General features: G+C 51.4%; 20 protein-coding genes. 2 read left to right on the forward strand and 18 right to left on the reverse strand.

What is annotated here, in order from left to right; all coding sequences use genetic code 11:
- Nucleotides 1–83: 83 nt before the first annotated feature.
- The 3 genes from FH974_RS12260 to FH974_RS12270 form a co-directional block, all read right to left on the reverse strand.
- Nucleotides 84–1,640, reverse strand: coding sequence for an AbgT family transporter (locus FH974_RS12260; protein ID WP_047883948.1), 1,557 nt, complete (start codon nucleotides 1,638–1,640; stop codon nucleotides 84–86).
- Nucleotides 1,641–2,027: 387 nt separating this feature from the next.
- The gene (locus FH974_RS12265) at nucleotides 2,028–3,587 is read right to left on the reverse strand and encodes an AbgT family transporter (protein WP_207103314.1); all 1,560 of its coding nucleotides are present in this window, start codon (nucleotides 3,585–3,587) and stop codon (nucleotides 2,028–2,030) included.
- 346 nt (nucleotides 3,588–3,933) lie between these two features.
- Nucleotides 3,934–4,620: an FMN-dependent NADH-azoreductase gene (locus FH974_RS12270; protein ID WP_207103315.1), complete on the reverse strand. Its 687-nt coding sequence runs from the start codon at nucleotides 4,618–4,620 to the stop codon at nucleotides 3,934–3,936.
- Nucleotides 4,621–4,752: 132 nt separating this feature from the next.
- Between FH974_RS12270 and FH974_RS12275 the strand changes: the two genes are divergently transcribed.
- On the forward strand, nucleotides 4,753–5,598 hold the full coding sequence (locus FH974_RS12275; RefSeq protein ID WP_207103316.1) for a LysR family transcriptional regulator: 846 nt from the start codon (nucleotides 4,753–4,755) through the stop codon (nucleotides 5,596–5,598).
- 223 nt (nucleotides 5,599–5,821) lie between these two features.
- On the opposite strand, the gene guaA is transcribed toward FH974_RS12275, so the two are convergent.
- Nucleotides 5,822–7,405 carry a glutamine-hydrolyzing GMP synthase gene (gene guaA / locus FH974_RS12280; protein ID WP_047883968.1) on the reverse strand — a complete coding sequence of 528 codons (1,584 nt, stop codon included), beginning with the start codon at nucleotides 7,403–7,405 and terminating at the stop codon, nucleotides 5,822–5,824.
- Between the two features lie 106 nt (nucleotides 7,406–7,511).
- A complete protein-coding gene (gene guaB / locus FH974_RS12285) occupies nucleotides 7,512–8,975 on the reverse strand; it encodes an IMP dehydrogenase (protein WP_047883969.1) in 1,464 nt (487 codons plus the stop codon).
- A gap of 270 nt (nucleotides 8,976–9,245) precedes the next feature.
- On the opposite strand from guaB, the gene xseA reads away from it, so the two are divergent.
- A complete protein-coding gene (xseA, locus tag FH974_RS12290) occupies nucleotides 9,246–10,607 on the forward strand; it encodes an exodeoxyribonuclease VII large subunit (RefSeq protein WP_047883970.1) in 1,362 nt (453 codons plus the stop codon).
- 59 nt (nucleotides 10,608–10,666) lie between these two features.
- On the opposite strand, the gene FH974_RS12295 is transcribed toward xseA, so the two are convergent.
- From FH974_RS12295 to pepB (FH974_RS12355), 13 genes are all read right to left on the reverse strand, one after another.
- Complete coding sequence (locus FH974_RS12295; RefSeq protein ID WP_047883971.1) at nucleotides 10,667–10,894, reverse strand: zinc ribbon domain-containing protein; 228 nt, start codon at nucleotides 10,892–10,894, stop codon at nucleotides 10,667–10,669.
- Nucleotides 10,895–11,459: 565 nt separating this feature from the next.
- Entirely contained in the window at nucleotides 11,460–12,338 is an 879-nt protein-coding gene (locus FH974_RS12300) for an alanyl-tRNA editing protein (RefSeq protein WP_047886612.1), read from the reverse strand.
- 88 nt (nucleotides 12,339–12,426) lie between these two features.
- The gene (der, locus tag FH974_RS12305; RefSeq protein WP_047886611.1) at nucleotides 12,427–13,929 is read right to left on the reverse strand and encodes a ribosome biogenesis GTPase Der; all 1,503 of its coding nucleotides are present in this window, start codon (nucleotides 13,927–13,929) and stop codon (nucleotides 12,427–12,429) included.
- A 179-nt stretch (nucleotides 13,930–14,108) separates the two neighbouring features.
- Nucleotides 14,109–15,266 (reverse strand): outer membrane protein assembly factor BamB, encoded by a 1,158-nt coding sequence (bamB, locus tag FH974_RS12310; RefSeq protein ID WP_047886610.1) that lies wholly within the window; start codon nucleotides 15,264–15,266, stop codon nucleotides 14,109–14,111.
- Between the two features lie 13 nt (nucleotides 15,267–15,279).
- Complete coding sequence (locus tag FH974_RS12315) at nucleotides 15,280–15,891, reverse strand: YfgM family protein (protein ID WP_047886609.1); 612 nt, start codon at nucleotides 15,889–15,891, stop codon at nucleotides 15,280–15,282.
- 13 nt (nucleotides 15,892–15,904) lie between these two features.
- On the reverse strand, nucleotides 15,905–17,173 hold the full coding sequence (gene hisS, locus FH974_RS12320; RefSeq protein WP_047886608.1) for a histidine--tRNA ligase: 1,269 nt from the start codon (nucleotides 17,171–17,173) through the stop codon (nucleotides 15,905–15,907).
- Nucleotides 17,174–17,278: 105 nt separating this feature from the next.
- Nucleotides 17,279–18,394, reverse strand: a complete 1,116-nt coding sequence (gene ispG, locus FH974_RS12325; protein WP_207103317.1) for a flavodoxin-dependent (E)-4-hydroxy-3-methylbut-2-enyl-diphosphate synthase — start codon at nucleotides 18,392–18,394, stop codon at nucleotides 17,279–17,281.
- Nucleotides 18,395–18,408: 14 nt separating this feature from the next.
- A complete protein-coding gene (gene rodZ / locus FH974_RS12330) occupies nucleotides 18,409–19,392 on the reverse strand; it encodes a cytoskeleton protein RodZ (RefSeq protein ID WP_047886606.1) in 984 nt (327 codons plus the stop codon).
- A complete protein-coding gene (pilW, locus tag FH974_RS12335; protein WP_047886605.1) occupies nucleotides 19,382–20,140 on the reverse strand; it encodes a type IV pilus biogenesis/stability protein PilW in 759 nt (252 codons plus the stop codon). The genes rodZ and pilW overlap by 11 nt, the downstream gene beginning before the upstream one ends.
- Before the next feature lie 67 nt (nucleotides 20,141–20,207).
- Entirely contained in the window at nucleotides 20,208–21,329 is a 1,122-nt protein-coding gene (rlmN, locus tag FH974_RS12340; protein WP_047886604.1) for a dual-specificity RNA methyltransferase RlmN, read from the reverse strand.
- A gap of 317 nt (nucleotides 21,330–21,646) precedes the next feature.
- A complete protein-coding gene (gene ndk / locus FH974_RS12345) occupies nucleotides 21,647–22,072 on the reverse strand; it encodes a nucleoside-diphosphate kinase (RefSeq protein ID WP_047886603.1) in 426 nt (141 codons plus the stop codon).
- 99 nt (nucleotides 22,073–22,171) lie between these two features.
- Entirely contained in the window at nucleotides 22,172–23,452 is a 1,281-nt protein-coding gene (pepB, locus tag FH974_RS12350) for an aminopeptidase PepB (protein WP_047886602.1), read from the reverse strand.
- 62 nt (nucleotides 23,453–23,514) lie between these two features.
- Nucleotides 23,515–24,804, reverse strand: a complete 1,290-nt coding sequence (gene pepB / locus FH974_RS12355; RefSeq protein WP_047886601.1) for an aminopeptidase PepB — start codon at nucleotides 24,802–24,804, stop codon at nucleotides 23,515–23,517.
- Nucleotides 24,805–25,181 lie beyond the last annotated feature (377 nt).

Genomic DNA, 25,181 nt, shown 5'->3' on the forward strand with positions numbered 1-25,181 from the left:
GCAGTGTTCTGCTGTTGGCTGTTTCAACTCTAACCTTTCACGCTTGGGCGCTCCGGCTTTGTCATTACCGCTTATCCGTTGGCTTAGAAGCCCAGAGGGATACCGAAAGTAAAGAACGCAACCAGTAGTGCCGTCCAGGACAGCAGGAAAGTAATGGAGTACGGCACCATCATCGCAATCACATCGCCGAACGACAGCTCTGGCTTATACTTACGCATGAAGGCCAGCACCACCCCAGCATAGCTCATCATTGGTGTAATGATGTTGGTTGACGAATCTGCCACGCGGTATGCCGCCGTCACCATGTCTGGTGTCATGTCCGGGTTCACCTGGTATAGCATCGGGACAAAGATCGGCCCCAGCAGCATCCATTTCGAGGTCAGGCCGCCGACAAACAGGTTAATCACCGCTGTTGTCAGGATAAAGCCGATAATCAGCAGGATCGGGAAGTTCTGCAGGCCCAGCGAGCCCAGGAACGTTGCCCCTAGATACGTGACATACGTGCCCAACCCGGAGAAACCCAGCAGCGCAAGGAAGTTGTACGAGAAGAACGTCAGGACCAGAATATAGCCCATGGTGTTCATCTGCTTCACCATGGCGGAGACCACGTCCTGCAGTGATTTGAATTTACCGGTCGAGACACCAAAGAAAATACCGATTGTCGCGAACACCATGGCAATCAGCAGAATGACGTTATCCAGATAAGGTGTCACCTCGCGACCCGCTTCGTTGGTGTACGTCGCCAGTGGCCCCATCGCCAGCGCCGCAACCGCAGCCAGTGACAAAATCAGACCGATACCTGCCGCACGCAGGCCCTTGTTTTCAGCATCCGTCACCTGGAAGTCATCCAGATTCAGATCTTCCGGGATCTGGTAAGGCATCTTTTCAAGACGAGGGCCGACAAAACGTACCGTTACCCACGCGCCCAGAGCCGCCAGCAAGAAGGTGGAGGTGGCGATAAAGAAGTAATGCATGGTGGCTGGGTTAATAGGGTTGCCCTGTGCCGTTACAAACGGAATGCCTTGTGATTCAGCAAAAATGCGGGCGTTAACGCCAAGGATAACGTCAGATGGTGTCGCTGGAATCAGGTTGGCAGAGAAACCGGCTGACACCCCGGCAAACGCCGCAGCCATACCGATTAGCGGGTTCTTACCCAGTCCGGCATAAAGCAGGCCAGCCAGCGGGATCAGGATCAGGTAACCGGCGTCACTGGCAATTGAACTCATGATACCCAGGAACACCACCAGCAGAGGCAGCCAGCGATCGTTAATACGCAGGCCCACTTTCTTGATTACGGTCGACAGCAAACCGGAATGTTCGGCAATCCCGACCCCGACCATCACGATCAGGATCACACCCAGAACGCCTCGGCCAAAGGACAACCAGTTTGTCAGCAGCGCATTATCAAACATCCAGCGTACATTCTCTGCCGCCAGCATGTTTTTAATGGTGTGAGTAACCGCACTCCCGTCCGCCCCGGTTGTCTGGAATTGCAGACCACCAATTAAACCGGTCATCAGCAGACAGAAGACAAACAGGCTCATGAAAATAATTACCGGGTCAGGGATCTTACGGCCGACCCTTTCAATCACTCTGATTATTCCTTTATTTCTGGCAATCGGTGCCAATGTGTCACTCATTATCGTTATTTCCTTATTCCATAAACGAGAGATAATACTGTTAATGGCAGTGAAAATAACAAAATAAACCTAAATATCAAAACAAAATATCAAAATTATTAGTCACAAATAAAACCAATAAAAACAATGCAATCAATAAAACAAACCAACAAAGAATATATATTCAGAACATAAACCCACAAAAACAACAAAATTAAGAATAACAATCAATAAGAATTAAGTAACGAATAGTTACCAACAACCAGAATTCATATCCAACAAGAATACAACCCTAAATATTCACCCCTCGCCATGCCTTTTGGCTATGTTTCAAGAAACAAAAAAGCCCCGCATGGCGGGGCTTGCTAATGGTCATGCTGCAATTACATGCAGTAAATTTGGGGTAATTTACATCGAGTATGTGTACGGAGCCTGAATACCCAGAGGAATACCGACTGCCCAGTAAGCCAGCAGGAACAGTGTCCAGCCAATCAGCATCGCAATCGAGTAAGGCATCATCATTGAGGCCAGCGTACCGATCCCCGCCCCTTTCACGTAGCGCTGCATGTACACCACCACGAGCGGGAAGAACACCATCAGCGGCGAAATAATGTTGGAAACAGAATCCCCCACTCGGTAGGCCGCCTGTGTCAGCTCCGGAGAAATACCAACCGCCATCAGCATCGGCACCAGAATCGGACCAATCAGAGCCCACTTCGCTGATGCCGAGCCAACCAGCAGGTTTACGAACGCCGTCAGCAGAATCATCCCAACAATCGTGATCTGACCCGGCAGGTTCATCGCTTTCAGTAAATCAGCACCTGACAGTGCCAGCAGTGTCCCCAGATTCGACTGGCTGAATGCCGCCAGGAACTGAGCACAGAAGAAAGCCATCACAATGTAGCCGCCCATGGTTCCCATAGTGGCAGACATCGCTTTGATAATGTCATCGCTCGTTTTGAACGTACCGGCAACACGACCGTATACCACACCCGGAATCACGAACAAGATAAAGATCAGCGGTACAATCGACTGCATCAGCGGAGCCGCAAACGCCGTAATTTCGCCTTCCGGAGAACGCAGCGGTGACGTTTCTGGCAAAACGGCAGCAACCAGTGCAATGATTCCCAATACCATGGCCCAACCAGCACGGTTAAAGGCTTTCGATTCGATCGCGGTAAAAGAACCCAGATCCGGTGCCTCTTCCGCATCTTCATCGACCGGCGTCTGGTTCAGGCGCGGCTCAATCACTTTCTCTGTGACATACCAGCCAATCGCCACCACAACAATGGAAGACAAACCGGTAAACATCAGATTAGCCAGCGGGTTTACCACATACGTCGGGTCCAGAATTTGTGCGGCAGACTGAGTAAAGCCAGCCAGCAACGGATCGATACCCGAAGGAATAAAGTTGGCGGAGAAACCACCCGATACCCCGGCAAACGCCGCGGCAATACCCGCCAGCGGATGGCGACCGGCAGCATGGAAAATAATCCCGCCCAGAGGAATCACCAGCACATAACCGGCATCTGCCGCGGTATGGGAAACGATAGCCACTAAAATCAGTGTCGGCGTCAACAATTTCGCCGGCGTGATGTTCAGCATCTTTTTCAGGCCGGTGTTAATAAACCCGGATGCTTCTGCTACCCCTACCCCAAGCATGGCAACCAGAACGATGCCCAGTGGCGCAAAACCGGTGAAGGTTTTCACCATTCCCGCGAGGAAGCTCGACAGGGATTGTCCCGTCAGTAGGTTGTTAATCTCAATTGCCTGGCCGGTAACAGGATGGATCAGTCCGAACTCGAACTGAGAAAGGAGTGCCGACAAGCCCCATACAATCAGTAGTCCCCAAAAAAACAGCAAAGCCGGGTCAGGGATTTTGTTACCCGCTTTTTCAATAAAATTGAGGAATTTATCCATTGCACTGGGTGGTGTATCCAGTGCCTCTTTTACAGCTTGATCACTCATGGGAGCTCCATGGAAACAGATGATGTTGTTAATTTGCGACGCTTTTATCGTTCTTCGTCAGCCGCCCCGGCAGTAGCCGTTCACAGGCCTCCTTCGGATTGTAATAAAAAGCGCCGCACAAAAAGTGCGTTATGCTAGTTAACAATAAAATAGTTCCCATAGATTTTGTAATGAAATATTAATACAAAACATTATACCAACAATAACAAAACAACTTAGCTTCACAGCAAAACATCACAGTTAACATAGGTTCCTCACTATAGGAGTATTTTCCGGAACAGAGACGAAAAACAGAGGCTCGGAGGCCTCTTCATTTTTCTGTTCAGCAAGCACGCTTAGTGCGGGATTATTCCCGAAACGGAGAGCCGACTTTATTCGCCAATTCCTGCCCGAGTTTCCTCGCCTTCTCCATCGCGTCATTAAGAGACTTCGTGTGTCTTTTGTCCCCAAATTCCTGATATTCAGCAGCGATTTCATAAATCGTATCAACGCCTAAATATTTACTTAAAGTGCGGAGATGAGGCACTAGGTGACCATGCTCTTCTCGTATTCCGCCTTTTTCAAACCCAAACTCTCCACTGGAAGTAATGATCACCAGCGTTTTGCCACTGAAAAGTGGCTTCAACGGGAAATCACCGCGAGAGAGGTCAAAGTCAAACGTTTTGTTAATACGTATGATCTGATCAAACCAGGCTTTAAGGTGGGCAGGCATACCGTAGTTGTACATCGGAGATGAAATGACAATGATATCGGCCTGGGCGACTTCCTGAATCAGTTTGTCGGAAAGCTCAAGCAGAGCCCTCTGAATCTCTGTTTGTCGTTCTTCTGGGGTGAACACCGCCCCTATCCAGTTCTGATTGATGAACTCGGGCGGATGCATACCGACATCCCGGTAAATATACTGATTTATGTTATGTACTTTTCTCCACGCCTCTGTGAACTGAATGGCAATATTTTTCGAGATGGAATTATGCCCCGGGTTCTCGTTAGTCGCCGCTCTGACGCTGGAATCAATGTGAAGTAAAGATGTCATTTCATTTCCTTGGTTAATTACAACACCAAAACTATACCCACCCCACAACCCGCCAACAAACGAGATAAATGTCATTTTAGATGCGTTAAACTCATCTATAATGGTGCAAAAACAACCACATGGTCATGTCTGATGCAGGTTTCATTACAAGCACTTAAAGCGTTTGAGTCAGCCGCCCGCCACGGAAGCTTTAAAGCTGCCGCCCATGAACTGTCGCTAACCCCAACAGCGATTTCTCATCATGTACAGAATCTCGAAAGCCGTCTGAATGTGTCTCTCTTTCATCGAAAAGTACGGAAGATTGAATTGACCGAAGCTGGGAAAAAATTAGCCCTGGCTGCAACCAGTGGATTCCGTACTATTGCGATGGCAATAGACGAAATTAAGTTCTCCGGCAATAACATTCTGATTTCTACCACGACGGCTCTCGCCTCCATGAGGCTGATCCCGGCTATCGAAGAGTATATGCGCTTACATCCAGGCGTTTTGATAGACGTGTCGACAGGAGAATCATTCGATAATTACCCTAATACTCTGCCGATCCGATTTGGTAGTACGGAGTCCGTAAAAACTTCTGACATTCTGAAACATGAAAAATTTGATGCCTTTGGAACCCCGTCCTATCTCGACTTTTCGAGTAAGGCTGACAGGTTTAAGATTATTTCCACCAGGTGGAAAAACCGGAAACTACCACCAGCGCCCGTCCACGCATGGCTGGAAAAGAATGGAATTGAACAGAGCAAGGTTGAGTATGTCACCTATGATCAAGAACTTATTGGGATTCAGGAAGCCTTATTAGGAAAAGCCTTGGTCTTTTGTTCAACCACCTTAACCGCTCCTCTTATCACGGCTGGCATTTTTCATTCGTTTAATTCAAAGCCCGTAGATACTGAATTTTGCTTTTACTGCCCTGACAAAGAAAAATATGACACCAGGACACACGAAGCATTCCTGTTATGGCTTGAAAAGTTACTGTAGTGGTCTGAACCTCAATTTGTTCTCTGATCATACCAGCATGGTATCGGACGTAATCCATAGCATTACCGACGGAGCATACCCTTCACAATACCACGGTCAAACCGTGCTTGGCGTTGCCAGATATTGCCAAAAATGACTAAGACCAGAACAAAAAAAGTCCGCAATTATGCGGACTTAAGTATGATTTAGTGCCTGTTAATACCAGACGTTTCCGGTTGGGGAATTATTCCCACTCGATGGTTGCTGGCGGCTTACCAGAAATGTCGTAAACCACACGGGAAATGCCGTTTACTTCATTGATAATACGGTTAGACACTTTACCCAGGAAGTCGTATGGCAGGTGTGCCCAGTGCGCAGTCATGAAATCAATCGTTTCAACAGCACGCAGTGATACTACCCAGTCGTACTTACGACCATCGCCCATAACGCCCACAGAGCGTACTGGCAGGAAGACAGTGAAGGCCTGAGAAACTTTGTTGTACAGATCCGCTTTATGCAGTTCTTCAATGAAGATAGCGTCAGCACGGCGCAGCAGGTCACAGTACTCTTTCTTCACTTCGCCCAGTACACGTACGCCCAGACCTGGACCCGGGAACGGGTGACGGTACAGCATATTGTACGGCAGACCCAGTTCCAGACCGATCTTACGCACTTCGTCTTTGAACAGCTCTTTCAGCGGCTCAACCAGACCCATTTCCATATCATCCGGCAGACCGCCCACGTTGTGGTGAGACTTGATCACGTGTGCTTTACCGGTCTTCGATGCCGCAGACTCAATCACATCCGGATAGATTGTGCCTTGTGCCAACCACTTCGCGTTCTCCAGTTTACCCGCTTCTTCATCGAAGACTTCAACAAACACGCGGCCGATGATTTTACGTTTGGCTTCTGGCTCATCCACACCTTCCAGTGCAGACAAGAAACGATCTTCAGCATTAACGTGAACAATGTTCAGGCCGAAGTGGTCGCCAAACATTTCCATTACCTGGTGGCCTTCATTAAGACGCAGCAGGCCGTTGTCAACGAAAACACAAGTCAGTTTGTCACCGATGGCACGGTGCACCAGCATTGCAACAACGGAAGAATCCACACCGCCTGACAGGCCCAGGATCACTTCATCATCGCCCACTTGCTCTTTGATACGTGCAATAGCGTCTTCGATGATGTTCTCGGAAGTCCACAGCTTCTCACAGCCACAGATGCCCAGAACGAAGTTTTCGATAATGCGCATGCCCTGACGAGTGTGAGTCACTTCCGGGTGGAACTGTACACCGTAGAAATGCTTCTCTACGTTCGCCATCGCAGCGTAAGGACACGTCTCAGTTTCAGCCACTTTGACGAAGTCAGACGGGATTTCAACCACTTTATCACCGTGGCTCATCCAAACGTCCAGCAGCGCCTGACCGTCATCAGACAGCGCATCTTCAATGTTGTGGAAGAAGTCTGTTGGCTCAACAATTTTCACCTGCGCATAACCAAATTCACGCTCGGTTGAACCAGCAACTTTACCGCCCAGCTGCTCAGCCATGGTCTGCATGCCATAGCACACACCAAATACCGGTACACCCGCTTCAAACACATATTGAGGGGCACGAGGAGAGCCGGCTTCGGTCACACTTTCCGGACCGCCTGACAGGATAATACCGTTCGGATTGAAGTCGCGGATATCGGCTTCATCGACGTCCCAGCTCCACAGTTCACAATAAACGCCAATTTCACGGATACGACGTGCGATTAGCTGCGTGTACTGAGAACCAAAGTCCAGAATCAGGATACGTTGGTCATGAATATTTGTGGTCGTGCTCATTTCAGGCTGTCTCAAAAATCAGTGGAAGGTGGGGGCTAAAAAACGCCCCCGATCTTATACGAGTTTTTTAGTTAGGCAAACGTTTTCGCAATTCGTTGCGTAGCGATTAGCCCAGACGGTAGTTAGGTGCTTCTTTTGTAATCGTCACATCGTGAACGTGAGACTCTTTCATGCCAGCACCAGAGATACGAACAAATTCCGCTTTAGTACGCAGCTCTTCGATGGTTGCCGAACCGGTCAGACCCATGCTTGAACGCAGGCCGCCCAGTTGCTGGTGAACGATTTCTTTCAGGTGACCTTTGTACGCCACACGACCTTCGATACCTTCCGGTACCAGTTTGTCTGCCGCATTGTCAGTCTGGAAGTAACGGTCTGAAGAACCTTTTGACATCGCGCCCAGAGAGCCCATGCCGCGGTAAGATTTATAAGCACGGCCCTGGTACAGCTCTACTTCACCCGGTGCTTCTTCCGTACCGGCGAACATTGAACCGACCATCACACAGGATGCACCAGCCGCAATGGCTTTACACATGTCGCCGGAGAAACGGATACCGCCGTCTGCGATTACCGGAATGTCGTATTCGTTCGCTACGGCCGCTGCATCAGCGATAGCTGTAATTTGCGGAACACCCACACCGGTCACGATACGAGTGGTACAGATTGAGCCTGGGCCGATACCCACTTTCACAGCACTGACACCAGCTTCAATCAGGGCACGAGCACCTTCTGCCGTCGCTACGTTACCGCCTACGATTGGCAGGTTCGGGTAGGCAGTACGGGTTTCGCGAATACGCTGCAGAACCCCTTCAGAGTGGCCGTGAGAAGAGTCAATCAGCAGTACGTCAACACCCGCTTCAACCAGCGCTTTCACACGCTCTTCGTTACCGGCACCGGCACCCACCGCTGCGCCCACACGCAGACGACCGAACTCGTCTTTACACGCATTAGGCTTACGCTCTGCTTTCTGGAAGTCTTTTGCCGTGATCATGCCGCGCAGCTGGAAGCTGTCGTTAACCAGCAGCACTTTTTCAACACGGTGCTGCTGCATGATTTTTTCTACTTCTTCACGTGATGCGCCTTCTTTGGCAGCCGCCAGTTTACCTTTTGGCGTCATCACATCTTCTACTTTCAGGGAAAGGTCGGTCACGAAACGAACGTCACGGCCGGTAATAATACCCACCAGTTCGTTGTTACCAGTCACTACCGGGTAACCGGCAAAGCCGTTTTCTTCAGTCAGGCGCTTCACATCTTCGATGGTATTGTCTGGTTTCACGGTGACAGGTTCTGATACCACACCCGCTTCGAACTTTTTCACCATGCGAACTTCACGAGCCTGCTGCTCAATGGACATGTTTTTGTGGATGAAGCCAATGCCACCTTCCTGGGCAAGGGCAATCGCCAGGCGACCTTCAGTGACGGTATCCATTGACGCTGACACCATAGGGATGTTCAGCGAAATGTCTTTCGTCAGACGGGTGCGCAGATCGGCAGTGTTAGGCAGTACAGTTGAATGGGCTGGAACCAGCAGAACATCGTCGAAAGTCAAAGCTTCTTGTTTGATTCGTAACATTGCAATATCTCACACCAAGTAGAGGTTTAAAGAAGGATAAAATATTGCGAACGAATTATACGTAGGGTGCAAACGTTTGGCTAGAATTTTTTTTGATTTTTTTATTGATTATTTTCCCTTGATCTGTAATATATTTCGGTTAAGTTTCCGGTGTTGCGGTCGCCGTTTTACGACCAAGATCTGTCCACAGATCTGCCCAAAAAATAGCAAACGATATCTTCTCTCGTTTTCCGCACCCGCCTAAACCTCCGACTACAGGTTTTCTGCCGCGTGACCCTATTTTCTCCCCAAACTCAGAACAACGATCGCATTTATACCGTTTCCAGCCTGAACGCTCAGGTCAGACTGATCCTTGAGAACGAAATGGGAGTTGTCTGGCTGGTTGGTGAACTGTCTAACCTGTCGATGCCAGTCTCCGGCCACTGGTATTTCACCCTGAAGGACTCCCGTGCTCAGGTGAAATGTGCCATGTTCAAGGGCACAAACCGACGGGTCACCTTCAAACCGGCCAATGGGACCCAGGTTCTGGTCAAGGCGAGATTGTCCCTGTATGAACCTCGTGGGGACTACCAACTGATCATCGAAAGCATGCAGCCGGAAGGTGATGGTCGACTGCAGCAACAATTTGAACAGCTGAAAATGGCACTGGCCGCCGAAGGTCTGTTTGCTCAGTCGCTGAAAAAACCACTGCCGGATTTACCTCGCCGGGTCGGGATTATTACCTCCAAAACCGGTGCTGCGCTGCATGATATTTTGCAGGTACTGAAACGCCGGGATCCCAGCCTGCCGGTTGTAATTTACCCGACCATGGTACAGGGTGAAGGAGCTGCCATTTCAATTGCGCAGGCTATCGGCCGGGCAAATGCCCGCCAGGAATGTGATGTCCTGATTGTGGGGCGTGGCGGTGGCTCTTTGGAAGATTTGTGGGCGTTCAACGAAGAAATCGTGGCCCGCACTATCGCAGCAAGTCAAATCCCGATTGTAAGCGCCGTCGGCCACGAAGTGGACGTGACGATTGCTGACTTTGTCGCGGACGTACGCGCACCGACCCCTTCAGCAGCCGCTGAGTTGATAAGCCGGGATATGACCCACCAGACCCAGCAGATACGCCAGCGACAGCAACAACTGCAAAGCGCTATGCGCCACTACATGTCTGAACGCCTCGCCCAGGCTATTCGCCTGCAGCACAGGCTGGACCGCCAGCATCCGCAAGTTCGCCTGAACCAGCAACAACAGCAACTGGATGAGCTGACCGGACGCCTTGGTCACACCATGCAACGCTACATGGCCCGTTACCAGCAGCGATTGGAGCAATACAATTACAAACTGGCGCTGCACTCTCCTGCCCGCACGCTGGCAACCAAACAGAACCAGCTCCACCGGCTGGAAGACAGACTGCAGGAAGCCATGGATCGTCGCTTGGTCGCCTCTGGCCACCGACTGGCAATGGCTGCCGAAAAACTGGAAGCGGTCAGCCCGCTGGCAACACTGGGACGGGGATATTCCATCACCCGCGACAGTAGCGGCACAGTGGTTCGCAACAGCAGTCAGGTGTCGGTCGGTGACACGATTCATACCCGACTGGCCGACGGCGAGATAAGTTCTGTGGTCAGCGAGTCGTCTTCCCGTTAATCTGAAGCCCATCAATCTGTGTCCATTAACCCCATGTGTCCCGTCAGGGTTGATGGAGGCTATTCGGCCCTGACAAACTCAATCCGGATTCTGGATTTAGACTTCAACTCATTGCACTGATTACAAAAATAACTGGCGGCACCGCAGGCTGCCAGCTTTTCCAACTGGGCTGCACAGTCCGGGCAGTACGCTTGCTTTCGCCAATTTTTACCGCAGTCCTCGCAGTGGTAATGATTGTCATGCCAATGCATTTCCGTTTGGCATTCCGGGCAAAAATTCTGTTCCATGTGTTACTCCTAATCAGGCATAGTCGGCATTTTTATGCGCCGTATCCTAGCGCAAGTTGTTTTCACTGCCATTGATTCAGCTTAGGAATCCGCTCTCTGGCTCTCTGGCTCTCTGGCTCTCTGGCTCTCTGGCTCTCTGGCTCTCTGGCAGAGCATCTCACTACACGTGTAGCTTCATTAACAGCCATTCGATATTTTTCACTGCATGTTCTTCGCACTCGCCTCTACTGCTTATCCAATATCTCTTTTCTACCGCGAAGCCTGAGCGTACCTGATTCTGTTGATCAACGTGATAAACCCTATTGATCAGCGATCAGGTACCAAAAGAACATTTATCAATACACTTCCCGAAAGCATAAGTTACATATGCTGTTTTTCAATTTAAACCGATATATTATTTTACCAATGTGGTTTTAAAGCCCATAGATCAAGAATGTTGTAAACCCATAGAATCAGGATCCAGCAAACTTTACGACGGTTATCAGATACCGTCATTTCATTAATAATAGTCTGATAAATATAAAAAAATCGCCATCAAGGCGATTTTTATCAACGGGTTCGGTGATCAAGCTTTAACACTGCGGGTGATCATTATCAACTCCTGCTCATTGCGAATATCAAACGATACGGTCAATGATGCGTACTCGGCCAGAGAGCGGACATGAGTACCGCCACAAGGGATTTCGACTACATTCCCTTCTAGCAGAGCGCACTGCCAGTAACGGGAATCTGTCAAAGCAGAGCCTTCTTTGCGAAGTGTCACCGGAAAACCTTCGTGGCACCAGGCAGTCAGCTGCTGGTTCACCTGCTCCGTGATGTCAGGCAGAGCTGCGAGCATCTCTGCCGTATTCATTCCGCGTTTTCGCAGGGTCTTCCCGAGGCGATAAGTATCAGTACTGCAATCTTCGGTCACACGGCTTTCCGTTTGCGCATAACTGTGGAAATCGTAGTGCCCGAGTTCATCTTTCCGTGATGCCTCTTTTCGCCAGAATCCCTGATGGAGGACCTTGTTAAGCGCCAGCGAGGAAAGGTGGCCCCCACTGTGGCCACGGCTCAGGGCCTGCTGATAAATCTCATCGACAACCAACTCAACAGCCACCCCTGCGGCCAGCGCCATATCAGTGGCAAGCTGATGCACCACAACAAACACCCAGCCCGGCTCAAAGCGTTTGACTGGAATCGCGGCGCCGACAAACAGCTGTCCGGTCACCAGTTCAACGGCACCGACATGACAGCCGACAACAGGTTGGCTATCGCCTCCCCACTTCAGCATTCCGCGGTCTGCCGGATGATCCGGCCAGATGTGGCTGACCGGGTGAAAAGGGGTAACATCGGTCACCACATACAGGCCGCCTTGCCCATCGGCTTCAACGAGCTGTACATTCGCCTGTGCCTGATACTGATAATCCGGAAACACCACCCGGGTTGCGCTTATCGCTGTCATAACTGTCCTTCATTGTTCGAACTGCTAAGCATGATAACAAAAAGCCCGGCGCTTGGCCGGGCTTAACATTCAGCAAAAACGGTAAGTATTACTTATCACGGTTTTTCAGGACATTGGTCAGACGTTTACGCTGACGCTCCTGAGAAATAGTCAGCTTCTGCTTCTTACCTTCAAACGGGTTTTCGCTGTTCTGGAACTGGATACGGATCGGCGTCCCCATCATTTCCAGTGACTTGCGGTAGTAGTTCATCAGGTAACGCTTGTACGAACCAGGCAACTCATTCACCAAGTTACCGTGGATCACGATAATCGGTGGGTTATAGCCCCCTGCGTGCGCATATTTCAGTTTCACACGGCGGCCACGGATCATCGGCGGCTGGTGATCATCCTGCGCCATCTGCAGAATACGGGTCAGCATTGATGTGCTGATACGCTTCGTGGCAGATTGGTAAGCCTCCTGTACGGATTCATACAGGTGACCCACACCGGTACCGTGCAGGGCAGAAATAAAGTGGATACGGGCAAAGTCTACAAAGCCCAGACGGCGATCCAGCTCAGACTTCACGCGCTCTTTCACTTCGTTATCCAGACCGTCCCATTTGTTGACGGCAATAACCAGTGAACGACCGGCATTCAGAGCAAAGCCCAGCAGGCTCAGATCCTGATCCGAGATGTTTTCGCGGGCATCGATAACCAGCAGCACCACGTTGGCGTCTTCAACGGCTTTCAGGGTTTGGATAACCGAGAATTTCTCTACCGCTTGGTGCATATTTTTACGACGGCGAATACCCGCGGTGTCGATCAGGACGTATTCCTGGCCATCACGCTCCATCGGGATGTAAATCGAGTCACGGGTTGTACCCGGCATATCGAACACTACAACGCGCTCTTCGCCCAGAATACGGTTGGTCAGGGTAGATTTACCGACATTAGGACGACCGATGATCGCCAGCTTAATCGGCTGCTCTTGCAGACGCTTGTAAGCGGCTTCCGCATCAGCTTCTGACAGGTTCGCTTTTTCGATGTCTTCAACCGATGTCAGATCTTCGATCTGTACTTCATCGCTTTCTTCGCCTTCAGCTTCTTTCGCCTTCAGGTTTTCTGCAAACGGTGCCAGCGCACGCTCCATCAGCGCGGTTACGCCACGGTTCTGTGCCGCTGCGATTTGGTACATTGCATCAACACCCAACTGCCAGAATTCTGCACAAGCACTGTCGCCATCAATACCGTCAATTTTGTTCACCACCAGGAAAGTGGGCTTTTCACGGCTACGCAGATGCTTGGCAATCGCTTCATCCGCAGCGGTCAGACCGGCACGACCGTCGACCAGAAACAGAACCACGTCCGCTTCTTCGATCGCCGCCAGCGACTGCTCGGCCATTTTGGTTTCGACGCCTTCTTCAGAGCCGTCAATACCGCCGGTATCGATCACGATAAATTCGTGCTCTTCTAACTCGGCCTTACCGTATTTACGATCCCTTGTTAGGCCAGGAAAATCAGCTACCAGCGCATCCCTAGTCCGGGTAAGACGGTTAAATAACGTCGATTTACCCACATTTGGGCGCCCGACAAGGGCAACAACAGGAATCATAACTACCTCTTACTTTTCATAGTCTTAATGACATATTTTCCATTCATTCTTGCCTCCAGCGAGCCTTCGCTCTGCCTTCATCCGACAATAATATCGCGAACGGATATAACAACAACGGCTCCTGACTGTATCCACAGCAGGAGCCGAGAAATGAGAATGGCGCGTATTATAACGACAAATTACGGCATTTGCATTTTGTAAATACGACCATCACGGGTCATTACCAGGTATCCGTCAGGCAGTACCTGCGGTGGTACCGCAATGCCGCTGCCATCTGTTTTCTGCTGTGCCACGAAATCACCGGTATAACGATCCAGCCAGTGCAGATACCCTTCACTGTCACCAACAACCAGGTAGCCGTTAATCACAGTCGGAGCACTCAACAAACGGTATTCTAGGGTATTGTTTGTCCACAACGGCGTACCGCTGCGGGCATCCACTGCAACCACATGGTCCTGATCGTTAATCAGGTATACCTGGCTACCATCAACCACGAAATCCGTTGCTGATGAGAAGTTACGCTTCCAGGCGGCTTGTCCTGTACGCAGGTCAATTGACACCAGGTTACCGTTGTAACCGACCGCATACAGGCGCTCACCGCTGATGACCGGTGTCGCATCGACATCGATCAGGCGATCAATCTCGGTAGCACCTTTGGGTGAGCCAATCGGCTGTTGCCACAGCATCTGACCATTGTTCAGCAAAGCACCAGCCAGACGGCCATTCGCCATGCCCCAGAACACCCCACCGGAAATAGACACTGGTGAGCTGTCGCCTCGCAGCGTCAGGGTCGGCACTTCACTGCCCAGTTGCCAACGGCTCTGCCCCGTTTCTGCATCCAGTGCCTGCAGGACTCCGCGGCTGGTGTTAACAACCACCAGACCTTCATCGACCAACGGTTTTGACAGCACTTCACCTTCAACCGGATGACGCCATACCAGCTCACCCGTTTCTTCATCCAGTGCAATCACTTCCGCATTTTCAGAGCCGATAAACACTTTGCCGTATGACAGGCTGATACCACCCGCAAGACGGGCCGGAATGTCCGTTTCCAGATCCTTTTCCCAAATCAGGTCACCGGTTTCCGGGTCCAGTGCTTTCACCAGTCCAACACGGTCAGCAACAAAAATTTTGCCGTAACCCTGCGCCGGCGTCAGTTTGGAGAAGAAATGGCTGATGCCATCCCCAACTGACGTGCTCCAGCTTTGCGTCGGAGTAAATGCACTTTCAACCTCAGGCAACGGAGCCATTTGGATATTATCTTCCTCACTGGCACAACCGGCCAGCAGCCCCACAGCCAGGGCAACAGAGATCGCTTGCTTCAACACCTTCTGCATATCGACGTCTACCCTACTGTGCCAAATCGTCCAGCTTCAGCTGCAGCGCCGGAGAGGCACCGTATTGCTGAGCGCTGACATAGGCTTCACGAGCAGCCAGGGTATCGCCTTTTTGCAGCAGGACATCGCCACGCAGTTCGGCCACTTTGCCCTTCCAGCTTTCGGCGGTCACTTTATCCAACTCCGCCAGCGCTTTATCAAACGCATCCTGTTCAGTATAGATGCGAGCCAGACGAGTCTGTGCAACAGGCAGAATTGCCTGATCTTTAGTGTTGCTGATCGCCCAGTTCAGTTGTGTTACCGCCGCATCGAGATCGCCGCTTTGCACCTGAACTTTAGCTAGCTGCAAAGCTGCCAGTACTGCGTACTGGGAGCTTTCATGGCCAGCGATAAATGCCTGAGTATCCGCAACGGCGTTTTCACTGCCGGCTTCCAGAGCATTGATCACCTGAGTATAAGCATCAGATGCCTGCTCCTTGGCTGACTGAACTTCCGCCTGATAATAGCGCCAGCCAGCCAGTCCACCCAGACCAATCACAGCACCGAGAACAACGGCCTTACCGTTTTCTTTCCACCAAGCTTTAATCTGTTCAACTTGTTGTTCTTCTGTGATATTGCCGTCCACTTCCTGTCCTCTCTTAAATCAATTCAGCCAGCTTAGCGGCCACTTCGTCCTGTGCCATTGTGGTTTGTTCGCCACCACGCAGATCTTTTACCACTACAGTGTTCTCGGCAATTTCATTCTCACCCAGAACCAGTGCGACTACAGCACCAACGTTATCGGCACGCTTAAACTGTTTCTTGAAGTTGCCGCCGCCAAAGTGAGTCATCACTCGCAGACCCGCCACTTCTTCACGCAGTTTCTCAGCCAGTTTCAGACCAGCCATCATGGTGCCTTCACCAGCGGTAACCATGTAGACGTCAACCGGACGACGTACATCTGTCAGTTCCAGAGTTTCCATCATCAGTACCAGACGTTCCAGGCCCATCGCAAAGCCGACAGCCGGTGTCGCGCGACCACCCAGTTGTTCAACCAGACCGTCGTAACGACCACCACCACAAACGGTACCCTGAGAACCCAGGCTTTCAGTGATCCACTCAAACACGGTGCGGTTATAGTAGTCCAGACCACGCACAAGACGTTCATTTACTTGGTATTCGATGCCAGCAGCGTCTAATAGTTCACATAATCCGGCAAAATGTGCCTTGGATTCTTCGTCCAGGTAGTCAGACAACTTAGGCGCATCAACCAGGATTTCCTGAATCGCGGCGTTTTTGGTATCCAGCACGCGCAGCGGGTTGGTATGCATACGGCGTTTGCAGTCTTCGTCCAGCACATCAATATGCTGTTCCAGGAACGCAACCAGAGCCTGGCGGTAGTCTGCACGGGCTTCCAGTGAACCGATCGAGTTCAGTTCCAGACGGACATGCTTGTCGATACCCAGCTCACGCCACAGGCGGGCTGTCATCATGATCAGCTCAGCGTCAACGTCTGGGCCGTTCAGGCCGAAAACTTCCACACCGAACTGGTGGAACTGACGGTAACGGCCTTTTTGCGGACGTTCGTGGCGGAACATCGGGCCGGTGTACCACAGACGCTGTTCCTGGTTGTACAGCAGGCCGTTCTCGATACCCGCACGCACACAACCCGCAGTGCCTTCAGGACGCAGTGTCAGGCTGTCACCGTTGCGGTCGTCGAATGTATACATTTCCTTTTCAACAACATCCGTAACTTCACCAATCGCACGACTGAACAAATGCGTTGATTCAACGATAGGCATACGGACTTCGCTGTAACCGTACGCGCTGACAACTTGTTTAATCGTCGTTTCCACTTTTTGCCAAAGCGGAGACTGAGTTGGTAGGCAATCGTTCATGCCTCGAATTGCTTGAATTTGTTTCGCCACGTTTATTCTCGTTAACCGATGGGAGATTGGAGTTGAATATATAGGTTATAACGCAAACTGTGAACCGCTCCGGGTCAAGACCGGCGCGATTCACAGCAAATAACGTTATTTTTCTGTCACATCAATCCGGTTGTTCAGATCCAGCATTGATGCTTTGGCGCGGATTTTGGCTTCCAGCTGATCAATCATGTTGTCATTATCAAAGCGCTCTTTCTGACGGATACCGTCATCGTAGAATGCACTTTTGCGGTTACCACCGGCAACCCCGAGATGAGACACTTCCGCCTCACCCGGACCGTTAACCACACAACCGATCACGGAAACATCCATAGGGATGGTAATGTCTTCCAGACGCTGTTCCAGTTCGTTCACAGTGCCAATCACATCAAATTCCTGACGTGAACAAGTCGGGCACGCGATGAAGTTGATGCCGCGAGAGCGGATACGCAGTGACTTGAGGATGTCATAACCGACTTTCACCTCTTCAACCGGATCAGCCGCCAGAGAAATACGCAGGGTATCACCGATTCCTTCTGCCAGCAGCATACCAAGACCTACCGCCGATTTCACCGATCCGGCACGGGCACCACCGGCTTCAGTAATACCCAGGTGCAGCGGCTGGTTGATTTGTTTGGCCAGCATGCGGTAAGACTCAACCGCCAGGAACACATCGGAGGCTTTCACACTGACCTTGAACTGGTCAAAGTTGAGGCGATCCAAAATGTCGACATGGCGCATCGCTGATTCCACCAGCGCTTCCGGTGTTGGCTCACCGTATTTCAGCTGCAGGTCTTGTTCCAGCGAACCGCCGTTGACCCCGATACGGATCGGGATATTTTTGTCACGGGCGCAGTCTACCACCGCACGGATACGGTCTTCGCGACCAATGTTACCCGGGTTGATACGCAGACAGTCCACGCCGTATTCCGCCACTTTCAGGGCAATACGGTAGTCGAAGTGAATATCTGCCACCAGCGGCACATTCACTTGCTGTTTGATCAGTTTGAAAGCTTCCGCAGCTTCCATGGTCGGCACAGAGACACGCACAATGTCTGCACCTACGTTTTCCAGCGACTTGATCTGGGCAACGGTTGCGTCAACATCGGTCGTGCGGGTGTTCGTCATCGATTGCACCGCGATAGGTGCTCCGTCGCCAATAGGGACATTACCGACATAAATACGGGTTGATGGACGGCGTTTAATTGGAGACTCGTTATGCATTACATTCACTCTGTTTACTGCGGCAGTTTCAATCGCGCCACTTTTCCAGCAGGGTACCTGCTCAAATCGACAGGCTCGCCTTTGAAACTCATGGTTACCACACCCGGCGCACCCAGCACCACTCGGAACGGCGCGTCCCCATCCAGTTTCAATACATCACCGGACTTTTTGATACCGCTGTCAAGGCGTTTGCCGTTGGCATCACGAATTTCAATCCAGCAGTCGCCGGTGAAACTCAGTTCAAGGTCCGATGCGGCGGCAGCGATTTCCTGCTCATCCGTGACTTCATTATTCATTTCAGCAGCCAGGCTGTCAGCGCTGTCGACCGGTGCCGTCTCTGTCGCAGGCTCCGGCGCGGTAAAGCTGTCAGCAAATTCGGCTTTCGGCTCGTTGGCCGTCAGGCTGTCTACCGGATTGACCGGCTCATTGCCAAACGTTGTTACCACACTGGCTTCTTCTGACGGGTTAGCATCCGGAGAAAGCGTGGTTGCCGACGGCTGACGGGTTACGCCAACGGCCAGTGATTCATCCAGCGGCTGGGCCGACTGCTCCAGCGAAGCGGAGACATCGGTCTCGGGTGCCATCTGCAGGCTTTGCCACCACCACATGCCGGTCAAACCGATAAACAGGATCGCCAATACCCAAGTCAGGCGCATGATACGATTATCGTGCGCTTCACGCTTGGTACGGCGGGAGAAGCTCTGCATCTCCTGCTCCTGAGGCGGAGCATGACCCAGCTGGTCAAGCCGCGCGATCACTTCCGCATCGTTAAGCCCGACAAACTTGGCATATGAACGCACATAGCCACGTGTAAACGTGGCCAGTTGCGCCTGCTCAAAATTATTTTGTTCAATATCGTTCACCACCGAGAGGCGGAGCCTCAATCGGCTGGCAACATCCTTCTGCGAATAGCCTAATTTCTCACGAGCCTGACGCAGCATATCGCCGGGAAGAATGGCCTCTTCTGTTGAGTGTTCTTCGTTCTGTTCAGTATTCATTGGCTAGATAATTTTGATATTGCTTGGAGTCCGGGTACTTCTCTTTCAGAAGGCCAGCATACTTGTCAACCAATGTTTCTCGACCGGCCTCTTGCTCCAGTTGGATCAACAACCACAAACTGTCAGGGTTGTACCCGTACCTGTTATTAAATTTAAACAGCCGTACTCGGGCTTCGTTCAGGTTGTCCGCTTCAATGTCCATCTTAGAAAGCTGCAGCATGGATTTAGGCCGATATGGGTCATACGACAGGGCTTTGGAAAAGTAATCCCTTGCCTCAGAATCGCTGCCCTTTTTCAGGCTGCATAACGCGGCATTTTCGTAACTGGCCGAAGTCAGATAGTAGTACGGTTGCTTGATGGCTTTTTCGAAAGCATCAATCGCTTCCTCATAGCGTCCCTGTCCACACAAGAATACGCCATAATTATTCCTTACGTCGCCATTTTTTGGCGAATCCCGCAGCGCCTGCTGATACATGGCTTCTGCGGCATCAGGTTCATCAACCTTCTGATAATAGTAGGCCATGGCATTCTGGGCACGATAGTATTTCGGTGCATATTCCAGCGCACGTTCCAGATTATCTCGGGCTCGCTGCCACTGGCCATTGTCCAGATATCCCAGACCTAAGGTGATTCGGGCTTCGGCCGCCTCTACCTCATCAACTTCCTGTTTCGTTGTGCCAGCTTGATCGACCGTAACACATCCGACCGTTAAACTACACAATAATAGGTACATCGTCCACCGTACCATGGCCAGCCGCTCCTTTGTCCTCAGTAAATTTCAGCCAAACCTGATGGTTTGGCTGAATGATCGTCTATTAGACTGATTTTACCGGGATTTGTTCACCGTTTTGAAGCTTAGCTTGGGTGCGTTTCGTGCGGTCAATCACATCGCCAACCAATTGTCCGCATGCGGCATCAATGTCATCACCACGGGTTTTACGAACGGTGACGGTGAAATCGTATTCCATCAGCGTTTTCATAAAACGGTCAATACGGGAGTTGCTTGGCTTCTTGTACGGTGACCCCGGGTACGGGTTAAACGGGATCAGGTTAATTTTCGCCGGTGTATCGCGCAGGGTATGAGCCAGCTGGCGCGCGTGATCCATATCATCGTTGACGTGATCCAGCAGGATGTACTCAACGGTCACACGGCCACGGTTAGCATTGGACGACGCAATGTAGCGACGTACCGAAGCCAGAAAATCTTCGATGTTCCAGCGATCGTTAATCGGCATGATTTCAGAACGCAACTCATCCGTTGGCGCATGCAGTGAAATCGCCAGTGCCACGTCGATTTTGCCTGTCATCTGATCCAGACCAGATACCACGCCAGAGGTTGATACCGTTACGCGACGCTTTGACAAACCAAAGCCCAGATCATCCAGCATGATTTCCAGTGCCGGGATCAGGTTTTTCATGTTCAGCAACGGCTCACCCATTCCCATCATCACCACGTTGGTTATTGGGCGACGGCCGGTTTCTTTTTCCACACCGACTTCTTTGGCTGCACGCCAAACCTGGCCGATGATTTCAGAGACTTTCAAGTTACGGTTAAAGCCCTGCTGTGCCGTTGAACAGAATTTACAGTCCAGCGCACACCCAACCTGAGAAGACACACACAGCGTGGCGCGATCGTCTTCCGGAATGTATACCGTTTCAACGTCCTGCGAACCCACACGCATCGCCCACTTGATAGTACCATCGCTCGAATACTGCGCTTCTGATACTTCCGGGGCACGGATTTCCGCCACCAACTTCAGCTTTTCACGCAACTTCTTGTTGATGTTGGTCATTTGGTCGAAGTCATCACAACCGAAATGGTAAATCCACTTCATAACCTGATCGGCACGGAAGGCTTTTTCGCCCAGTTCATCGGCGAAATACTGACGCAGCCCTTGGCGATCAAAATCCAGCAGATTAGTTTTAACAGTTGTCATCGGTTGTTGCCTCTTTACTCATGCGTGACGTTATCTGTACCTTGGGTAAGCTGCATATTATGGCTTACGACAGGACCTTTTAGGGACTGAAACCCCGCCGTCATCGGCTTGAATTTCAGTTTGGATTTAAGGCGCGAAATTGTACAGGCTTTGCCTGCGAGTTTCCACTTGTTAACACATTGGCAGCGTCAGGAGAAAAACACTGCGTCTCGTGCCTGGCGAGCAGGCATAAAAAACGGGAAGCCAGGCTTCCCGTCAGATTCTGATAGCAGCATCAACGCCGCCGTTTGTACCAATAATTTACAAGGGCAGCTTCATTAGCGAGGGCAGATTTCGTCTTCGGCAAAGAAGTAAGCGATTTCGCGCGCTGCTGAAACCGGGCTGTCAGAGCCGTGTACCGAGTTAAGGCGCATGCTTTGCGCGTAATCTGCACGCAGCGTGCCGCATGCCGCTTCTTCCGGATTGGTTTTACCCATCAGCTCGCGGTAGCGGGCAATCGCATTTTCGCCTTCCAGCACCTGCACCATTACAGGGCCCGATGTCATGAAGGCAACCAAGTCATCATAAAACGGTTTGCCTTCGTGCTCAGCATAAAAGCCTTTCGCTTTGTCTTCAGACAGGTGCACCATTTTCGCGGCAATAATTTTCAGCCCAGCACTTTCGATACGCTGATAGATAGCACCAATCAGGTTACGTTCTACAGCGTCCGGTTTTACGATGGAAAATGTTCTTTCAATTGTCATTATTATTGTTCCTTTTGAATCGTTCAGAGGGAAGCCGACCAGCCAGTCCTGACATAGCGCCTTTATGGCTTCCCATCGAGGAAACAACGCGTGTCGCGTTTACTGCAGCAACAGTGCTGCAATGTTCGCGACGCCTAAACCTGTCGCCCCTGCTGCCCAACGGCTGTCTCCGCTGTCACGGAAGCAGGAAGCCAGGTCAAAGTGTACCCAGCTGCTGTTGTCTGTATCTACAAAGCGGGACAAGAACGCGGCGGCATTCGATGCCCCGCCCATACCCCCACCTTTCTGCGCCCGGCTGTTAGCCGTATCTGCGTAGAATGACGGACAGTGACCCTGATGCCATTTTTCCAGCGGCAGCGGCCAAGCTGGCTCATTCACCAGTTCAGATAGTTGCTGCGCCTTAAACACCAGTTCTTTGTCCAGTCCAAACAAAGCGTTGTAATCACTACCTACGGCCATCATAGCTGCACCGGTCAACGTCGCGGCGTCAATCACAAGCGGCGCTTTAGTTTCGGTAGCAGCAATCAGGCCATCGGCCAGAACCAGACGCCCTTCGGCATCGGTATTCACGATTTCAACGCTCAGGCCGTTCTTGTACGTTAACACATCACCAAGCTTATAGGCGTTACCGGCAATCATGTTTTCCGCACAACACAGGATCAACTTCACACGTTGACGCAAACCTTGCTCAATGGCGTAGCCAAGTGCCGCGGTCACGGTCGCGGCTCCGCCCATATCGCACTTCATGGTGACCATGCCTTCGCTCGACTTGATGCTGTAACCACCAGAGTCAAACGTGATCCCTTTACCGACCAGGCACGCCGCTACCGGCGCGTCAGCGTTACCGGTCGGGTTGAAATCGAGCGTCAACATGACTGGCGGACGGCTGCTGGCACGACCCACGCTGTGGATACCAATCCAGCCGTGATCAACCAGTGCATCTCCCACAATCAGTTCGTGGCTGATCGCATCACCGGCAATACCGCCTAGAAACGCAATCGCTTCTTCCGCGAGCTTCTCCGGATACATTGCTTCTGGCGTTGCGTTCACCACCTGACGTACCCAGTCTGCACTGCGGCGACGAGCATTCAGCAGTTCCAGCTCATCTTCATCAATGGATGCCCAGCGTAGTTCAACTTGGGTTTTCGTATTGGCAAAGCCGCAGTAAAACGCCCACTGGCGCTCATAGCTCCAGCCAGTACCTTCTAGGCTGGCGCTGTTAATCCCCTGGCTCTGCAACTGACGTGCCGCCTGCTGAATACGACGCAGCGGGAAATCACCGGAAAAGTGAATTACCGCCCCTTCCGCTTCATAAGACACCAGTGCGTTATCACCCCAGATACCCGAGTAAGTGTCTGCAGAGAGTGAAATCCTTAACATATCTTTTCTTCCTTTTGCGGCCGCCCGCTCAGGCAGCCACCGTTAACTTGGTTAATGAGTAATTACTCTTCATCACACAGGATGTTAGCCAGGGTGCGCACGCCCATACCGGTTGCGCCAGTGCCCCACTTATCGCTGGCCGACTTGCGGTAGGTACCGCTGGCATCGATGTGCATCCAACCGTTTTTGTAGTCTTCCACGAAGTAAGACAGGAAGGCCGCAGCGGTGCTTGCTCCCGGCATGAACTCACCTTGTGAGATGTTCGCCAGATCGGCAAAGCTGGATGGCATCATGCTGCGGTGCTGCTCAGCCAACGGCAGCGGCCACAGACCTTCATGCTCTTCGCTGGCTGCCATCAGGGCTTTTTGTGCCAAAGCATGGTCAAAGCTGAACAGCGCGTGGTAATCGTTACCCAGCGCATTTTTCGCCGCGCCGGTCAGGGTCGCGCAGTCGATGATCAGTTCAGGATTCTGCGAGCTGGCATAAATCAGGCCGTCAGCCAGAACCAGACGTCCTTCTGCGTCGGTGTTCAGCACTTCAACGGTTTTGCCGTTCTTGTAAGTGATCACATCACCCAGTTTGAAAGCATTGCCGGAAACCATGTTTTCCGCACAGCACAGGATAAGCTTGATACGTTTGTTAGTGCCACGTGCAATGGCCAGTGCCAGCGCACCCGTCGCCAATGCCGAGCCGCCCATGTCCGCTTTCATCGCTGACATGCTGCCCGACGGTTTAATGCTGTAACCGCCTGAATCGAAAGTAATGCCTTTACCAACCAGGCAGGTGTGAACCGGTGCATCCGGGTTGCCGGTCGGGTTGTAATCCAGACGCAGCATTGCCGGAGAATGAATAGAGCCACGGCCGACAGTGTGAATGCCCACCCAGCCTTCATCCAGCAGGTCATTACCTTTGATGATTTTGTAGTTGACGTGCTCCGGAGCCAGAGACTTGATGAATTCACCGGCACGGGTAGCCAGTTGTGACGGGCGAATGATTTCTGCCGGCTGGTTAATGATTTCACGAACCCAGTTAGTTGCCATCAGGCGCGCCTGTAGTTCCGCTTCGTCTGCCTCTGACAGACCTTCCCAGCTCACTTCGTTACCCGGTTTGGTCGTGCGGTGGCCCTGAATAAATGACCAGATCGCTTCCAGATCCCAGCCTTCGCCAGTCAGTTGTACCTGCTTGATGCCCATACCGTCCAGCTTACGGCCGGCACGCTGAATGGTATCCAACAGGTTGTCATCGTTCAGGTGAACCAGCGCCCCTTCTCCGACGAACGTCACCAGAGCATTGCTGCCCCACTTCTCATCAGCAGCTTCCCTGGACAGTTGAACAATCATTTTGGCAGACATGAATTACTCCTTGGGTTGGTCGCCTTCCCTGTATGTGATGAGGAAAGACACAAAGTCGGTTAAACGTCCTGACGTCTGTTTCCGGTAATCCTCGCTGTAACGCCGTGAGGTAACAAAGGCATGACAACACTGTTATCGGATATAACAGCCTGTATGGGGGCGCTCACTGACTTTACCAAGGGGGTCACCGTCGGTTTCATTCGATTTCGGGCGATTTAACCGTAAATAACCGGAACAATAGAGTTAAATATTTTGTCTTTAACTCTATTTTCAGAATATTGAATACTCTGCCTTGCTCCCGATAAATAAACAAGTTGTTTACAACGAGACTAAGAGCAAGATCAGATCCTCGGCTGAGGAAGAGAAGCGTTTAGCGT

This window comes from Photobacterium ganghwense (assembly GCF_017329545.1).
GTDB lineage: Bacteria > Pseudomonadota > Gammaproteobacteria > Enterobacterales > Vibrionaceae > Photobacterium > Photobacterium ganghwense.

Coding starts and splice junctions, on each gene's coding strand:
- FH974_RS12275 (WP_207103316.1), top strand. CDS start 4,753: ATGCAGGTTTCATTACAAGCACTTAAAGCGTTTGAGTCAGCCGCCCGC.
- FH974_RS12260 (WP_047883948.1), bottom strand. CDS start 1,640: ATGAGTGACACATTGGCACCGATTGCCAGAAATAAAGGAATAATCAGA.
- der (WP_047886611.1), bottom strand. CDS start 13,929: ATGATTCCTGTTGTTGCCCTTGTCGGGCGCCCAAATGTGGGTAAATCG.
- FH974_RS12270 (WP_207103315.1), bottom strand. CDS start 4,620: ATGACATCTTTACTTCACATTGATTCCAGCGTCAGAGCGGCGACTAAC.
- rlmN (WP_047886604.1), bottom strand. CDS start 21,329: ATGACAACTGTTAAAACTAATCTGCTGGATTTTGATCGCCAAGGGCTG.
- guaB (WP_047883969.1), bottom strand. CDS start 8,975: ATGTTACGAATCAAACAAGAAGCTTTGACTTTCGACGATGTTCTGCTG.
- FH974_RS12295 (WP_047883971.1), bottom strand. CDS start 10,894: ATGGAACAGAATTTTTGCCCGGAATGCCAAACGGAAATGCATTGGCAT.
- ispG (WP_207103317.1), bottom strand. CDS start 18,394: ATGCATAACGAGTCTCCAATTAAACGCCGTCCATCAACCCGTATTTAT.
- FH974_RS12300 (WP_047886612.1), bottom strand. CDS start 12,338: ATGACAGCGATAAGCGCAACCCGGGTGGTGTTTCCGGATTATCAGTAT.
- ndk (WP_047886603.1), bottom strand. CDS start 22,072: ATGACAATTGAAAGAACATTTTCCATCGTAAAACCGGACGCTGTAGAA.
- bamB (WP_047886610.1), bottom strand. CDS start 15,266: ATGCAGAAGGTGTTGAAGCAAGCGATCTCTGTTGCCCTGGCTGTGGGG.
- pepB (WP_047886601.1), bottom strand. CDS start 24,804: ATGTCTGCCAAAATGATTGTTCAACTGTCCAGGGAAGCTGCTGATGAG.
- FH974_RS12265 (WP_207103314.1), bottom strand. CDS start 3,587: ATGAGTGATCAAGCTGTAAAAGAGGCACTGGATACACCACCCAGTGCA.
- pepB (WP_047886602.1), bottom strand. CDS start 23,452: ATGTTAAGGATTTCACTCTCTGCAGACACTTACTCGGGTATCTGGGGT.
- pilW (WP_047886605.1), bottom strand. CDS start 20,140: ATGGTACGGTGGACGATGTACCTATTATTGTGTAGTTTAACGGTCGGA.
- rodZ (WP_047886606.1), bottom strand. CDS start 19,392: ATGAATACTGAACAGAACGAAGAACACTCAACAGAAGAGGCCATTCTT.
- guaA (WP_047883968.1), bottom strand. CDS start 7,405: ATGAGCACGACCACAAATATTCATGACCAACGTATCCTGATTCTGGAC.